The 16956-nt window shown below is 45.0% G+C and carries 10 protein-coding genes; 6 read left to right on the top strand and 4 right to left on the bottom strand.

Annotated features, from left to right (window positions below; genetic code table 11):
• Positions 1-310: hypothetical protein (locus BLS65_RS18335; protein ID WP_170830115.1), on the top strand; the 310-nt coding region annotated here is incomplete at its 5' end.
• Between the two features lie 80 nt (positions 311-390).
• Entirely contained in the window at positions 391-900 is a 510-nt protein-coding gene (locus tag BLS65_RS12610) for a porin family protein (RefSeq protein WP_092439549.1), read from the top strand.
• Between the two features lie 218 nt (positions 901-1118).
• Here the strand turns inward: BLS65_RS12610 and metK are convergent, their stop codons facing one another.
• From metK to BLS65_RS12590, 4 genes are all read right to left on the bottom strand, one after another.
• Positions 1119-2369 (bottom strand): methionine adenosyltransferase, encoded by a 1251-nt coding sequence (metK, locus tag BLS65_RS12605; protein WP_092439547.1) that lies wholly within the window; start codon positions 2367-2369, stop codon positions 1119-1121.
• A gap of 171 nt (positions 2370-2540) precedes the next feature.
• Positions 2541-3560 carry an NAD-dependent epimerase/dehydratase family protein gene (locus BLS65_RS12600; protein WP_170830114.1) on the bottom strand — a complete coding sequence of 340 codons (1020 nt, stop codon included), beginning with the start codon at positions 3558-3560 and terminating at the stop codon, positions 2541-2543.
• 10 nt (positions 3561-3570) lie between these two features.
• Positions 3571-4560 carry a tryptophan--tRNA ligase gene (gene trpS, locus BLS65_RS12595; RefSeq protein ID WP_092439543.1) on the bottom strand — a complete coding sequence of 330 codons (990 nt, stop codon included), beginning with the start codon at positions 4558-4560 and terminating at the stop codon, positions 3571-3573.
• Positions 4561-4932: 372 nt separating this feature from the next.
• Positions 4933-5370 (bottom strand): YqaA family protein, encoded by a 438-nt coding sequence (locus BLS65_RS12590; protein WP_092439541.1) that lies wholly within the window; start codon positions 5368-5370, stop codon positions 4933-4935.
• A 105-nt stretch (positions 5371-5475) separates the two neighbouring features.
• On the opposite strand from BLS65_RS12590, the gene rbfA reads away from it, so the two are divergent.
• The 4 genes from rbfA to BLS65_RS12570 all read left to right on the top strand — a co-directional run bounded on the left by rbfA (position 5476) and on the right by BLS65_RS12570 (position 16922).
• Positions 5476-5811: a 30S ribosome-binding factor RbfA gene (rbfA, locus tag BLS65_RS12585; RefSeq protein ID WP_092439539.1), complete on the top strand. Its 336-nt coding sequence runs from the start codon at positions 5476-5478 to the stop codon at positions 5809-5811.
• Between the two features lie 116 nt (positions 5812-5927).
• On the top strand, positions 5928-6698 hold the full coding sequence (locus BLS65_RS12580; RefSeq protein ID WP_092439552.1) for a class I SAM-dependent methyltransferase: 771 nt from the start codon (positions 5928-5930) through the stop codon (positions 6696-6698).
• 2 nt (positions 6699-6700) lie between these two features.
• Positions 6701-7942, top strand: coding sequence for an FtsX-like permease family protein (locus BLS65_RS12575; protein ID WP_092439537.1), 1242 nt, complete (start codon positions 6701-6703; stop codon positions 7940-7942).
• Positions 7943-8270: 328 nt separating this feature from the next.
• A complete protein-coding gene (locus BLS65_RS12570) occupies positions 8271-16922 on the top strand; it encodes a T9SS type B sorting domain-containing protein (protein WP_092439535.1) in 8652 nt (2883 codons plus the stop codon).
• The last annotated feature ends 34 nt before the right edge of the window (positions 16923-16956 follow it).

Here is a 16956-nt window from a genome sequence, read left to right as displayed (position 1 = left end):
CAACGTGGCGTGCCGTTTCGATACCGCTGTCAACAGGATAATGAGAGGCGTGTCAACGAAGTATCTACAGAACTATTCGAATTGGTTTGTCGCGGTAGAAAGGGCAAAGAAGGAGAAATCCTCACCGGAAAAGGTAGGCCGGCAGCTGTTGAAACGCTACCAAGCATGGGATCTATTTACAAACATTGAAGCGCATTACAAGAGTTTCATACAAGCCTACTCAGAGCGCACCTACCGATGTCCAGTGAAACGGTCGTGGAAGTCGCAAAATTGGAATAGTGGAGTAATTCAGGTTAGTGCAGCATTTTAATGCTAACAAAATATTATCAACAACATTTTTTTAGATTACAGCCAAACAATTAAAGTAAAAAATCACAAAAACTTGAAATAATGAAAAATATGAGAATTTTAGTTGCAGCTATCGCACTACTACTTGTAACAAGCCTATCCTTTGGACAAGGTTCTTTAGGTAAGGGAAGATCACAACTCAATGCAGGAGTAGGATTTTCCGGTTGGGGCGTTCCCGTATACATTGGATTCGATTATGGCGTTCATCCCGATATTACTCTCGGAGCAGAATTTTCCTTTCGATCCTACAACGATCGTTATTATGGTAATGATTATAATCACTCTATCATTGGTATTTCCGGTAATGGGAACTACCACTTTAATCGTATTTTAAACATCCCTAGTGCGTTTGACTTTTATGCAGGCCTTAATCTTGGCTTCTATGTGTGGTCGTCTCCTAGCGAATATAAAGGTGATCACACCTCAGGATTAGGCCTTAACGCACAAGTTGGAGGTCGCTACTTTTTCTCCAACAACTTCGGATTGAATCTTGAATTTGGTGGTGGAAGCGCTTTCTCCGGTGGCAAAATAGGTATCACCTATAAGTTCTAGATATTAGAATTCCCTTGTTCATATGTGGCGGTTTCAGAAATGGAACCGCCACATTTTTTTTGCCCTTTATTAGTCCAAATGAAGGTTGGCACAAGCAGTAATCCCATATTCCTCAACTACCGCCTTCGGTTATAGACCTTTTACACTTTGAATCATTCACAAAAAAAGGGTGACTCAACGAATTGAGTCACCCTTTATATTTAAAGAAATAGGGAACGTTACAACCCAAACTCAGCCTTCACCTTGTCTACATAGTCCAACTTCTCCCAAGTGAAGAACTCCACGTTGCGAACAACCTCACGACCGTTAACCATAAACTTAACCGGAGCCACCTTATGATCGCGACCAAAATGACCGTAAGCTGCTGTTTCCTCATATATTGGATTCTTCAGCATCAGCCTATCGATAAGCATACCCGGACGAAGGTCGAATAGTTGGGAAATCTTCTCGGCGATTACTTCATCGGCAAACTTTACGTGAGCCGTTCCGTAGCAATTTACGAATATGCTCACCGGCTGTGCTACCCCAATGGCGTAGGCAACCTGCACAAGCATTTCGTCGGCAACACCTGCGGCCACCATGTTCTTGGCAATATGACGAACAGCATAAGCTGCGGAGCGGTCAACCTTCGAAGGATCTTTTCCCGAGAAAGCACCACCTCCGTGAGCACCCTTACCACCGTAGGTATCCACAATAATCTTACGCCCGGTTAAACCGGTATCGCCGTGTGGGCCGCCAATTACAAACTTGCCAGTTGGATTAACGTGTAGGATGATATTATTGTCGAAATATTTTTGAACCGATGTCTGCATGTGCGCCTTTACCCTAGGAATTAGAATGTTTTGCACATCCTTCTTGATTTGGGCTTGCATCTTCTCATCAGTATCGAACTCATCGTGCTGGGTAGAGATAACGATGGTATGAACACGCTTAATTTTATTGTCGTCGCCATACTCAATGGTAACTTGGCTTTTAGCATCAGGGCGTAGGTAAGTCATCTCCTTTCCTTCGCGGCGAATTTTTGCCAACTCCATAAGCAGAACATGCGATAGCACCACTGAAAGCGGCATATAATCGTCGGTTTCCTTACAGGCATAACCGAACATCATGCCTTGATCGCCTGCACCCTGCTCTTCGGGGGAAGCTTTTACCACCCCACGATTGATATCAACGGACTGCTCGTGAATAGCTGAAATTATTCCGCAGGAATTACCATCGAACTTATACTCGGCCTTAGTGTAGCCAATGCGGTTTACTACTCGGCGCGCCACATCTTGCACATCAACGTAGGCCTCGGCCCTAACCTCACCACTAATAACAATAAGACCAGTAGTGGTAAGCGTTTCGCAAGCAACCTTGCACTCGGGATCTCTTCTCAAGAATTCGTCGAGAATACCGTCCGATATTTGATCCGCAACTTTATCTGGATGCCCCTCCGATACGGACTCAGAAGTAAATAAATATCCCATGGTGGAATAAATTTAAAGGGTTCAACAAAATAGCGGATAGGACTTGATAGAAACACGAAGGCGGGAAAACAAGCGTTTTAGCGTTTTTTTACCGTGGTAGCAAGTAGCAAATCCATCCACAAAAATTATGGTGCAAAGATAATAACTTTTTAAAAAACTATCCTCACTATTTTATTTTCTAGAAAAACTTTGGTTAAAAAGTCTAGCAGTATGTTCAATGGTCTCATTGATTGTTCTAAACTCAATTCCCAGAACATTAATGGCCTTTTGTGCCGAATAGGCAGTAATTCGGTTGGCAGTGCGAGCCAACTCCTTGGTCATAACTGGTTCACCACCAAAGATAAGGCAGCGCAAATACTCGAATCGCCAGCCGAGGCTGAGCAGGAATCGCTTGGCCGCAATCCGCGGTGGTTTTGCACCAATGTTCTTGGCCACAATATCGAAGAATTCCTTGTATAAAATATTATCTCCAACGAGCACATAGCGCTCGCCCGAGATATTTTTCTCGGCAATGGTGAGCATCGCAGTAACCACATCGCGAACATCCACAAAGCCTGTTCCCCCAAGGGTATAGAAGGGTAATCCCCGTTTTACCGCCTTAAAAAAGAAGGGACTTCCACCGTTCCAATCACCCGGGCCAAGAATAACGGCAGGATTTACAATGGCCGCATTTAAGCCCAACTCGATGCCCCGCCACACCTCCATTTCAGAATAAAACTTGCTGATAGCGTAACCATTCTCGCCCTTTACCGAATTCCAAAGACACCCTTCGTCTACAGCACTTCCGTTGTTCGAACTCGTTAGCGAAGCGATGGAACTTACGTGAATCAGGCGTTTACCCAACTCCAACGCGGCATCCACGATGTTGGCAGTAATCTCGGTGTTAACGCGAATCACCTCATCCTTACGAAAGGGGCTAAACGAAACCTGCGCCGCGCAGTGGAACACAATATCGCACTCGGCAACCATACTATGAATAAACTCGGCATCGAGCAACTCCCCCTCAACCCAACTTACTCTATTAGTCAGTTCCTGTGCATTGCTGCTGTAAAAGCTGAGGATTTTCGTGGTTTTGGCAATGCTTTCCCGACTTCGAATAATCGCCGTAACACCATATCCCTTCTCTAAAAGAGAAAAAACAAGGTGACTGCCCAATAGTCCGGTTGCTCCTGTTACGAGTGCCTTTTGCAATTTAAAACGCTTAGAATGATTTAAAGCCCATAAATTCACGTACGTCAGTAAGGGTCTGCCGAGCGCTAATCCTAGCCTTTTCGGCTCCCTCGTCGATAACCTTTTTCAGGTAGGCATCGTTTGCCGAAATCTCCTTGATGCGCTCTCCAATAGGGGCAACAACTTTAATTATATCTTCGGCCAACTGCTTCTTCAGGTCGCCATAGCGAATGCTGCAATCGGCATACTTCTCTTTGTAGAACTTGAGCGTATCTGGTTCAGAAACAACGTTCATCAGGGTGAATATGTTTTGCACCGGCTCCGAAACAGGCGAGTTGGGCACGGTAGGACCGGCATCGGTTACCGCCTTCATCACCTTCTTGCGAATGGCTTCCGGCTCATCGCAAAGGAAAATTCCATTGCCCTCCGATTTACCCATCTTGCCCGAACCATCCAATCCCGGAATTTTTACCAGCTCTTTACCAAAGTTATAGGGAACGGGCTCGGGAAAATACTCAACGTTATACATGGTATTAAAGCGGCGAGCGTACTTGCGCGTCATTTCGAGGTGCTGCTCTTGGTCTTTCCCCACAGGAACCTTCGATGCTCTATGAATCATAATATCGGCGGCCATAAGCACAGGATAGGTGAGCAATCCGGCATTTACGTTCTCGGAATTTTTACGAACCTTATCCTTGAACGAGGCTGTGCGCTCAAGTTCGCCAATGTAGGCGTTCATATTCAGAAGCATATAGAGTTCAGGAATCTCATGAATATCGCTTTGGCGGTAAATAGTGGCCGCCTCAGGATCGAGCCCCGCAGCAAGATATTCCGAGAGCACTGCCTTCACATTTCCATGGAGATTCTCCGGTTTGGGGTGGGTGGTGAGCATGTGAAAATCGGCAATAAAGAAGAAGCACCGATTATGATGCTGCATGTCAATAAAGTTCTTCAGTGCACCAAAATAGTTTCCTAGGTGTAGATTTCCCGTCGACCGAATTCCACTAACAACTGTATCCATGGCAATTATATTATTTCGAATTTTTTATGGCAAAATCAATAGTTCACAAAAATAGCAATAAGGAAGGGAAAATTGGTTAAAAGATAAAAGTTAAAGGATTTTTCCGGCAAATTACGACGTAGGAATAGTTGGCAAGGGATTTCGTGTTTAGTATTTCAAGGCATAACAGCACATTGATTGATGCCGGAGGCATCGCATGTTTATAGAAAGATTGTGTATGTAATTATGCGACCCCAGCTGGGGTCGTATGTTCTTGGGGTTTCTGTGTCTTCCTTTTCATTAGAACGCCTCTGTGAATCTCTGTGTGATTTTTTCTGTGTGTCCTCCGTGGTTAATTTTTTTCATTTCCTCATTGGCACACTGGCACATTGTCTAATTAGCATAGTGCCACATTGCCGCAGCCAAAAGCGCATACCGAAAAAACTTTCCTACGAGCATAAACACGGCAACCTGAAATAGGTTGGCTCGCACAAGTCCTAAGGCAAGGGCAATAAGATCGCCCACCAGCGGCAACCAGCAAAGAATTGCGAACCAAGGACCTCTTTTTGCAATTATTCCCCGCCACTTTTCGGCCTTTGCTTCGTCGACCCCAAAATATTTCGTTAGCGTTTTCCACTTGCCCAGAAAACCGAGCCAATAGGTGGTAAGCCCACCAAGCCAGTTCCCCAGTGTGGCAACAAGCACAAGCATAAAGGGGCTTCCGCCCGCCACCAGTAGATAACCAAACAGAGGCTCACTGCCCATGGGCAGTACAGTGGCCGCTCCAAACGAAACGGCAAAGAGGCTTAAGTAGCTGTAAATGCCTATCATTAATCAAAAAAACGCTCAAAGTTGCCTCTTTTTTCGTCCTCCACCAAACGGCCACTGGGAATTCGCTCTCAATGTATTAACTTTGCCTGCTAAACTCCAAAATAGATGACTTCAACAAGACAAGATAAAGTAGGCCGCGAATTGCAGCGCGACTTGGGCGAAATCCTTCAGCAAGAACAAGGGCTTTTCCCCGGTGTGATGCTCACCGTTACAAGCGTTCGGGTTAGTCCCGACCTTGGCGTGGCCAAGATTTACCTCAGCTTTTTCCCAAGCAAAGACAAGGAGGCTTCGCTCAAAGCAGTGCGGACCCGCACCAAGCAAATTCGCTACGAACTGGGCAAGCGCGTTAAGAATCAACTCCGAATTGTGCCTGCCCTCACCTTCTTTATAGACGACTCGCTCGACTATATCGAAAATATTGAAAATCTTTTAAAACAGTGAAAAGTGAATAATGAAAAGTGAATGGAAAAACCATCACCGTTCATCAAGGCTCAAAACAACAGAATTGCAATGACCTACAATTCACCACTCACAATTCACCACTCACCAATCACAAAATGAAATACATAATCAGCTTTGTTACCCGCTATATTCCACGGCACATACTGCAATTGGTTGCGCACCGAATACTACAAATTTACGGGTTATTCCTCCGAGGCAATAAGTTCGAAGACCCTATTGACGGTACAAAATACCGCAAGTTGCTGCCCTATGGCCGAATAAACAGTCGGCCCAACGCATTAGCACCCAATACCCTTTCGCTGGAACGCCACCGATTACTCTGGCTTTTCTTTAAGCAGAAAACAAACCTGTTTACCGATCCCATTCGGCTGCTTCACGTTGCGCCGGAATACTGCTTTATCAAGCTGTTTAATAACCAACCAAACATAAGCTATGTAACGGGCGACCTTATCTCGCCATTAGCCGACGTTCGCATGGATGTTCGCCACATCCCCTTTCCCGATAACTCCTTTGAGGTTGTTATTTGTAACCACGTTCTTGAGCACGTGGATGAGGATATTAAGTCCATGAGCGAATTTTTCCGTGTTTTAAAACCGGGCGGATGGGGCGTTTTTCAAGTACCCATCGATTTCTCGCTCGATACAACGCTGGAGAATCCCGCCTACAACACCCCAGAACTGCGGGAAAAACACTACTGGCAGCGTGATCACGTGAGGCTTTACGGTCGCGATTACGGAAAAAGACTCGCATCGGTTGGGTTTGAGGTTACTGAAGATTACCTCGTTATGGAACTCGATCCCAAGTTGGCAGCGCGCTACGCCCTACCTATGCAGGAAATTATCTACTACTGCCAAAAGCCTCAATAAGCATGAACTTTCCCCTCTTTGTTGCGCGTCGATACCTGTTTTCGAAAAAATCGCACAATGCCATAAACTGGGTTACCGCCATTTCGGCCATTGGGGTAAGCGTGGGAGCCATGGCCCTTGTGGTAGTTCTCTCGGTATCCAATGGCTTTAACGGAGTGGTGGAGTCGTTATTTAACTCCTTCGACCCCGACCTGAAGGTAGTGCTTGTTGAAGGAAAATCCTTCTCGGCCAATACACCCAATATCAAAGGACTAAAAAACATCCCTGGTATAGCCGATTATGCCGAAGTGGTGGAAGAGAATGCCCTATTCAAATACTCCGATCGCCAGCATGTAGGCATAATGAAAGGCGTTGGCCTCAACTACAGTGGAATGTCGGGTATCGACACCATGCTGGTAGAAGGCGTTTTTAAGTTGAAGCACGGCGACATAAACCTTGCCCTTGTGGGCGAAGGTGTGGCCTACAAACTCGGAGTAGGAATTAACTTTTCCGATCCAATATTTATTTATCTTCCCAAGAGAGGCCAAGGTTACACCCTCAACCCTGCGGAGGAATTCAACAAAGGCTATGTTTACCCATCGGCCATATTTTCCATCCCCCCCGAATTCGACGCAAAGTATATACTTGTTCCCATTGCGCTTGCCCGCAAGCTGCTGGATTACACCGACCAGGTAACCTCGCTCGAAATTAAACTAAAAAAGGGTGCCGATCCTGAGAATGCACAGGAAGAGGTAGGTAAACTGCTTGGGGCTAATTATAAGGTGCTAACCCGATACCAGCAAAATGAAGTACTCTACCGAATAATGAAGTCCGAAAAGGTAGTAGCATTTTTCATACTTGCATTTATTCTACTGGTGGCATCGTTCAACGTAATAATGTCGCTCTCGCTATTAGTTATTGAGAAGAAGCACGATGCGGCAATACTCTCGGGCCTAGGGGCAACGCCCAAGACCATAGAGCGCATCTTCCTTTTGGAGGGATGGCTAATCTCCACCATTGGGGCTACAATAGGTATTCTGCTTGGCCTTGGCATTTGCCTAGCGCAGCAACACTTTAAGTTGCTCAGGCTCTCAGGTAGCGGATCTTTTGTAATTGATGCTTACCCGGTAACTATAATTTGGAGCGATATTGCCATTGTTTTTATAACGGTTTTGATCATTGGCTTTGCTGCAGCAAAAATTCCGATTTTGTTTAGCCGAAAGAAGCTACTCTCCGACGAATCGGTGCAAAATGAACTTCATTAGCGCAATTTGTATTAAACCACCTATTAAGCGACGATGAAAACCTCTTGAGCGACCGAACCCTAACGTGAAAACCAACGTAGAAGCACCAAATACGTTAATTCGTGATTGAAATTGAAAAAAAAAAGAATAAATTCGTTTAATTTTTGATTAACGAGTAAAACGCCGAAAGGCCTGATTTTTCAACGACTTAAGAAAAAACAAATGCTCATACAAGGCTGAACTTGAGTAATTAAATATGTTTTTTCTTAAGTAGTAGTTCAGAACAACAGGGTTTTTTATTAACATTGTAGAAGAAAGTTACTAACAGCCGAAAACAAAGCACCACCATATGAAAAGATTCTCTACCTCTCTCAAGCTTTCGTTTTTTCTTTGTTTCCTGCTCGCCGGAATAGCCAACACAACGGCTCAAACCCTATACTGGGTAAGCGGTAGCGGTAGCTGGAGCGAGCCTTCACACTGGGCGTTTTCGAGCGGCGGCGCTGGAGGTGCAGCGGTGCCAACCCTATCCAACGATGTGGTTTTCGACAAGAAGTCGTTTCCGCAACCTGAGGCTACGGTAACTATTGATGCAGCAGCATACTGCAACAATCTTACCTGGAAAGGAACAGAGAAATTAAATCCCACCCTACAGGGAGATAAAAATACTTCACTAGCAGTAGGAGGATCCTTGCTGCTGCAAGATAAAATCGATAACCGCTTTGATGGAAATATTGTATTTACTGCCAACGGAGAGCAAAAAATTGTTGCGAAAACTCCGATAAAATCTAATTTACTTTTTGCAGGTACAGCTTCCTTCACAGTTGATGAGCAAGCAATCACTCTCGATAAGGTTAAGATTCTCGATGGAAGCGTTACTGCTTCTGGTAAACTCCTTGAAGGATCGAAGCCAAGCAATGTAATTCAAGCATCTGGTGGACCAAAAAGAGTTGTAACAACAATTGTTGCTACAGTTGTTGATGTTAGCTGCTTTGGATTAAGCGATGGTTCTCTGACAATCACCGTTACTGGTGGATCCCCAAATTATACATATCAAATTATCGACCTAAGTGATTTTTCTTATAATTTTACTCAAACACTTCCCGGTACTGTTGCTGTTTTCTCAAACATAAGAGCTGCACAGTATATTATTATCGTTAAAGACGCTAGTGGAATTGCAAAAACAAATTCCTATCTCGTCGAGCAACCAACGGCACTTTCTCTTGTTGCCACCCCAATAAATATAACCTGTTCTGGAGCAAATGACGGAAAGATTACAGCCACAGCAACCGGTGGAACAGCAAACTATACTTACACCCTTAAAAAAGGAGGCGTTGCAGTTGGTTTGCCTCAAACCGTTGCCGGATCTTATACATTTACAGGATTAGTTGCAGGCGTAGACTACTCCGTGGAGATGAACGATGTAAATAGTTGCGGCCCAATAACACAAGGTCCTCTCACTATTATCAATCCAGTTGCCTTAGCTGGTTCTGTTACCGCTCATACCGATATTCTCTGTTTTGGCCAGAGCACTGGCTCAATAACAGCAACAGCAACAGTAGGCACAGGAACTACACCTTACGAGTATAGAATTGACGGCGGTACATATCAAGCCACCGGGACATTCAATGGCCTTGCAGCGGGTAATCATTCCATAAGAATAAGGGATGTTAACGGATGTACTGTCGATTTAGCCCCATACAACTTAACACAACCAGCCATTGCGGTAAGTGGTTCTGTTTCGGCCCAAACAAACGTGAGTTGTAGTGGCGGAAATAACGGATCGGTTACTGTGGCGGGTGCCGGAGGAGCTGGACCTTATCAATACAGTCTCGATGGTGGTGCTTTTCAAGGAAGTGGAATCTTTGCAACTTTGACAGCCAAAGGTTATACGGTTACAGTTAAAGATGTAAATGGATGTACCATAAATGTTCCTGTTACCATAACCCAGCCAACAGCACTTGGTGGTAGCATTTCGGGACAAACAAACGTTAGTTGTAACGGTGGAAATAATGGATCGGTTACCGTTGCCGGATCGGGCGGAACCGTAACTTACCAGTATAGTATAGGTGGAGCATTCCAAGCAAGTGGGACTTTTGGAACATTAACTGCCGGTGCATATACTGTTACCGTGCGCGATGCAAACCTTTGTACCTTTAATGTATTAGTGACCATTACACAACCAACAGCACTTAGTGGTAGCATTTCGGCACAGACCAACGTTTCTTGTAATGGCGGTAACAATGGTTCAGTAACTATTGCCGGATCAGCAGGAACAACACCTTATCAATACAGCCTTAATGGAGGTACCTACCAAGCAAGTGGCACTTTTGGAACATTAACTGCTGGTGCAAATACTGTTACCGTGCGCGATGCAAACCTTTGTACTTTCAATGTTCCGGTAAACATAACCCAACCCGCATCCGCTGTTTCCGTATCTACCTCTTCTCAAGTCAATGTTAGTTGCTTTGGAGGAAACAATGGATCTGTAACCGTGGCAGGTGCTGGAGGAACAGTACCTTATGAATATAGTCTTAATGGTGGCGCATATCAGGTCAGCGGAACATTTGGTACACTTATAGCCGGTTTATACACGGTTACCGTTCGCGATGCAAATTCCTGTACAAGCAATGTTGCCGTAACGATAACTCAACCTGCGTCTGCATTAAGTGGCAGCATTTCGGCACAAATCAACGTTTTGTGTAAAGGAAATAATACAGGTTCAGTTACAGTAGCTGGAGCCGGTGGAACAGCACCTTATCAATATAGTCTAAACGGCGGTGCATTCCAAGGAAGTGGAACATTTGGAACATTAACTGCGGGGGCTTATACAGTTACTGTGCGTGATGTCAAAACTTGTACACAAGATGTTGCGGTTACAATTACCGAACCCGCTACAGGTGTCGCTGGCTCAATCACAAGCCAAACCAACGTTCTTTGCTTTGGGGACAATAGCGGTTCAGTAACCATTACCGGATCGGGTGGAACAAGCCCCTACCAATACAGCCTAAACGGAGGAGCATACCAAGCAAGTGGCACTTATTCTACCTTAACATCTGGACCATACACTATTACAGTAAAGGATGCTAATGGGTGTACTTTTATTGTTCCCGTTACAATTACCCAACCTGCAAATGCACTTACGGGTAGTATCTCATCGCAAACCAACGTCCTCTGTTTTGGAAGTTTGAGTGGATCGGTTACCATTACTGGTGTAAATGGAACATTACCATATCAATATAGTTTTCAAGGAGGAGCCTATGCTGCTACCAATACCTTTACCAACTTGGCAGCCGGCGGTTATACTGTAACCGTAAAGGATGCTAATGGATGTTTGGCTTTGGTACCAATAACGATCACCCAACCAGCATTGGCGCTTTCGGGAACCATAACCGCACAAACTAATGTAAGTTGTAACGGTGGAAATAACGGGACAGTAACCGTAACAGGTGTCGGAGGTACTGCACCATATCAATACAGCCTTGATGGCGGCAGTTATCAGGCTAGTGGGACATTTGGAACCTTAACCGCAGGTAGCTATACTGTTACTGTTAAAGATGCAAACTTATGTACCAATGATGTAGCGATCACTATAACGCAACCAGTTTCTGCTGTTACAGGAAGCATTACAACTCAAACCAACATAAATTGCTTTGGTGGAAACGACGGAGCTGTAACTGTTGCAGGAGCAGGCGGTTCATTGCCTTACCAATACAGTATTAACGGCGGTGCATACCAAGCAAGTGGGACCTTTGGAACACTGACAGCTGGTGCTTATACGATTACTGTAAAAGATGCCAATAGTTGTACATTTGATGTTTCAGTTACCATAATACAGCCAGCAGCATCCCTTACCGGATCAATTACCTCTCAAACCAACCTTACCTGTAATGGTGGCAACGATGGAGCGGTAACCGTTACTGCATCTGGAGGCACAGCACCCTATACCTATAATATAGATGGTGGCACATTTGGTGCTACAGCAACTTTCACCAATCTTGCGGGAACGGCGCACACCGTTATTGTAAAAGATGCAAACGGTTGTACTTTTAACATACCCGTAACACTTACCCAACCGGCGGGCATTAACATTACCTCCGAGGTGGTAGTAAACGTAACCGGATGCTTTGGCAATACCAACGGTAGCATAACTCTAACTGCCAGCGGTGGATCGGGTGCACTTACCTACTCGATTAATGGAGGAACATCATTCCAAGCCACCGGATCGTTCCTAAATATTGGTGCCGGCTCTTATCAAGTGATTGTTAAGGACAGCCAAGGATGTACCAAGAACGGAAGCCTCTTAACTGTTACGCAGCCTACACAAGTAACCTTTACTAATACTACCAAGGACTTAACGTGTAACGGAAGCCTTAACGGTGAAATTCACTTTACTGCTGCTGGAGGTACACCTCCCTATCAATATTCAATACTTGGAGGAACACCTACTTCATGGAAACTTCTCCCCGATTTCACCGGGCTAGCCGCAGGAACATATTCGCTAAAGGTAAAAGATGCCAACGGTTGTACTACCGCAGCTGCCATCGCCAAAATACTACAACCGGCAGCCATTGGCACCGATGGTGGAACTTGGCAAGACGTTACTACCTGTAATGGAGCCAATACCGGATCGATTACCGTGAATGTTACCGGAGGCATTCCACCATTTAGCTTCTCTATCAACGGAGGAACAACCTGGCAACCCACCGGCGTATTCTTAAACCTTTTTGCCGGAACATATAGTGTTATTGTGAAGGACGGAAATGGTTGCACAACAACCGTTGGTCCCAATACCATTAATGAACCTTCTAAAATTAATATAACAGCCGAAATTGTTGACGATGTTACCGTTTGTTGGTATAACACCAACGGCTCCATAGTGGTGCTTGCAACCGGTGGAACAGGCGATCTCCAGTTCTCAATTGACGGTGGAACCACTTGGCAAGCCGATGGATTCTTCAACAACCTTGGCGTAGGAACCTACCAAGTGGCAGTAAAAGATGACAATGGATGTATAAAGAATGGTAGTCTTCTCGTTGTAGCGGGTCCTCCTGCTATAGTGATTGATCCCACAACTTTAGTTACTAACATAACCTGTTCTGGCGCCAACGATGGCAAGGTAAACGTAGTTGCATCAGGAGGTACCGGAACATTATCCTACTCTCTCGATGGAGGTGCTCCTCAAGCTACAGGTGCATTTACAGGCCTATCTGCCGGTAACCACACGGTGGTTGTTTCCGATGGTAACGACTGTGTCATCAATTATGATTTCACCATTACCGAACCTGACGCAATAACATTTACTTCGCAAGCATTTACCAACATTACCTGTAACGGAGCCAACGACGGAACCATTACCATAGTAGTTGCTGGTGGCACTGCTCCTTATCAGTATTCCATCGATGGAGGCTTAACCTTCCCCAATGCTACAGGCATATTCACCGGCTTGGGTGCTGGAAGTTTCACCGTAAACGTTAAGGATGCCAATGGATGTATCTTAATTGGCAACACCTATGTTATTACAAATCCCGCTGCAATCACCATCACCAGTGCAACTTCCAACAACTCTGGTTGTTTTGGAAGCAATAGTGGAACCATTACCGTTGTGGCAGCTGGTGGCTCCGCTCCGCTCTCCTACACCTTAATGAATGGCGCGGTTACCGTTACTACAAACGCTACCGGCGCCTTTACCAACGTAGCCGCAGGAACCTATACTGTAGAGGTTAGCGATGCCAATGGTTGTGGCCCTATTGTTGCCGGTCCATTCACCATTACCGAATCAACACCAATTACCTATACCCTAGCACAAACAGATTTGCTGTGCAACGGCAATCCTACCGGAACAATCACCATTAACATAACAGGTGGTGGCACGGCGCCTTTTACCTATCTCTTCGATCTTGGTGCGGTGATTCCAACTATAACGCCCGACACAAAGACGGCAACGGCAATTAATCTACTAGGAGGCGATCATACCATTACCATTACCGATGCTTCCGGATGCGATAGCACATTTACGGTAACGCTTGTAGAACCTACGTTGCTCACCATTACCCCAACAGGAACGAACCCGCTTTGCAGCTCGGCTCCATGGACAGGTAAGATTACAGCAACCTCAACTGGTGGAACCTTCTCGGGTGCAAATCCGAAACTTTACCAGCTGGTAAGAACAAGTCCAACACCATGGACTAGCGCTTGGACTACTACTCCTTCGTTTACAGCATTGGAGCCGGGCGACTACACCATCACCGTTCAGGACAAGAACGCGTGTGAGGCTTCAGCAAGTCTTACATTGGTGGCTCCACTACCAATTACCATAACAGGAATACCTGTTTCGGTAAACCCAACCTGCACCGATTTAGGTTCAATTACCGTAGCGGCTCAGGGCGGAACTCCACCGTTCAAGTTTACCCTAAGCCCGGGTGGTGCAACCATTACCGATATGGTGCAAGCAGTGTTTACCGGACTGGGTGCCAACACATACACCATTAGCGTTACCGATAAAAATAGCTGCGCTGCTGCTGTTACTGCACCTATTACGCTTACTGCACCATCAACATTAATCATAACAAGTGTAGATGTAGTAAACATAACACCTTGCTTTGGTGGTGCAAATGGTTCACTTAATATTAACGTGGCCGGTGCAACAGGAACAGTACAATACTCCATCGACAATGGATTAACGTGGTTCCCAACTAGCCTGTTCACTGGCTTGTCTGCCGACAACTACCTTGTAAAGGTAAACGACGACAACAACTGTATCACAGGTATTCCTGTTGCAATAACCCAGCCCGATGAACTTATAATCATTGCGGATCCGTTACTACAGGTTCAACCGACTGTTGGGAACTCCGATGGCGAAATTCACGTGACCTACTCCGGTGGAACACCTCCAGTAACCTTTACAATTAGCCCCAACGTAGGTGCACAGCTTACTTCAGGTAACTTCACTGGGCTTCCTGCCGATACCTATACCGTTACCGCCACCGATGCAAACGGATGTAGCGCATCTACAGTTATTGGCCTGAGCGACTTCACGGCAGACATCACTTCAACCGATGTTACCTGTAATGGAATAAACGATGGAACAATAACCATTACCGTTGGCGGAACCATTAACTTTAGTATTACTTGGACTAAAGATGGCTTGCCATACGACGCAGAGATGAATGCAAAATACGATGGTAATGGATACAAAAATCTTGAACCGGGTGTATACGTAGCAACGGTTACCGACAATATTTCACTCAAAGTTATTGTCCTCACTCCAGTAACCATTTCCGAACCAGCTGCAATTATAATTACTAGCGTAACAGTTGGTGCACCTGATATTTGTGCAGGAAAAAACCAAGGTATAATTGCAGTGGAGGCCGATCCGACTGGTGGACCATACGAATACTCTATAGATAACGGAGTAACCTTTGTTCCAACCAATGTATTCTCCAACCTCGCTAGTGGATCATACGATGTAGTTGTTCGTGTAGGTCTTTGTACGGTTGCATGGGGCGCAAATCCAATTGTTCTTGATTTTGGAGCAATACCCGAACCAATAGTGGTTACGCAAGACCCAACCTCTGGTGCTGCAGTAGTTTGTCCTGACGATGAAACAAGCACGCTGGTCTTAACTGTTTCCGGTGGAGTTCCTGCATACACTTACCTTTGGGATGATGGTTCAACCAGTCTGAATCGCACAGGCTTAGGCAAGGGCGACCATACCATAACGGTTACCGATCAAAACAACTGTCAACTAATTTCCACGTTTTCCATTGGTGGGCCTCCTGCTTGGAGCCTTACTGCCGTTTATGATTCTGTGACATGCCGATACATTCCTTATGGGTCTTCACTTTCAACAATGCAGCGCGGTAAGATTACGGTTACGGCAAGTGGTGCTTCACCTGGATATATTTACGATTGGCAACGTATTTCCAATGATGAAGCAACCCTTCCTCCATTCCAGTTTGCAGGAAATGTAGCAAGCGACCTTTATCCGTCTACCTCAAGTTTTGATCAGATATATTACGTTGTTAATGTAACTGATGCAAAAGATTGCAAGCACTCCGAGTCATATACATTACCATATAAAGTACACATCAAAACTCAAATTGTTTCAGCACGAATGTCGAACCTTATTCCTGTAGAGTATTGGGATAGAGACACTGCATGCTATAATGGTCATTTACTTCTTTCACTGGATACTTTACCCGTTCACCGCAATTTTGATAGTGTATTTGGATGGTCATCAACTGAAGACAATTTAGTGGGTATAAATATCACAAACGATTCTATCAATCCAATTTTTAGAGACACCACATATATAAAGGCCGTGGTTACAAAAACGGTAGATGGAGAAACTTGCTTAGATTGGGACACTCTAAAGGTTCACCTATATCCACGATTGGGTGTGAAAATAATAAAGGATGAGAAGTTTGAGAGTGAAAATACAATAGTGTTGCCGGAGAGTGTTAGCTATAATTTCACCTCTACTATAACTGCGGACAACATCCATCCGCTAATATATTCATGGGGCGATTTGGCTAACTATTCACCTTCAATTTTCACTACTTGGGATAATCCAAACCAAACCTCCATAATCATTCCACCAGGTTATCCTCTTGAGAAAATTGATAAGCACTTATATGCAACAATTTATGCAATTGCGCTAGATACCGTTACAAAGTGTATTGATACCTCGGCTGTTAAGGTTAAGGTGCTAAAGAATATCAATATACCTAACGCCTTCTCACCAAACGGAGATGGAATAAACGATACTTGGGCCATTTGGGATATAACTGGAGTTCCAATCAACTTCCTATTCCCCAAGATGGAAGTAGAGGTATTCAACCGCTGGGGTTCTAGGGTATTCTACTCGAGTGGATACAATAAGCCATGGGATGGAAAAGCAATGAATGGCGGCGAATTACCGGTAGGTACTTACTACTTTGTAATTCAATACAATAAGGATGGATACGCTAATGAAGTTGGATCGGTAACCATTTTGAGATAATTAATACCCCGGGGATTTTCCCCGGGCTTTCCTC

It is taken from the genome of Williamwhitmania taraxaci (assembly GCF_900096565.1).
Classification (GTDB): domain Bacteria; phylum Bacteroidota; class Bacteroidia; order Bacteroidales; family Williamwhitmaniaceae; genus Williamwhitmania; species Williamwhitmania taraxaci.
Note: the sequence above shows the minus strand (reverse complement) of the source record. Positions and strands in the feature narration are given on the sequence as shown.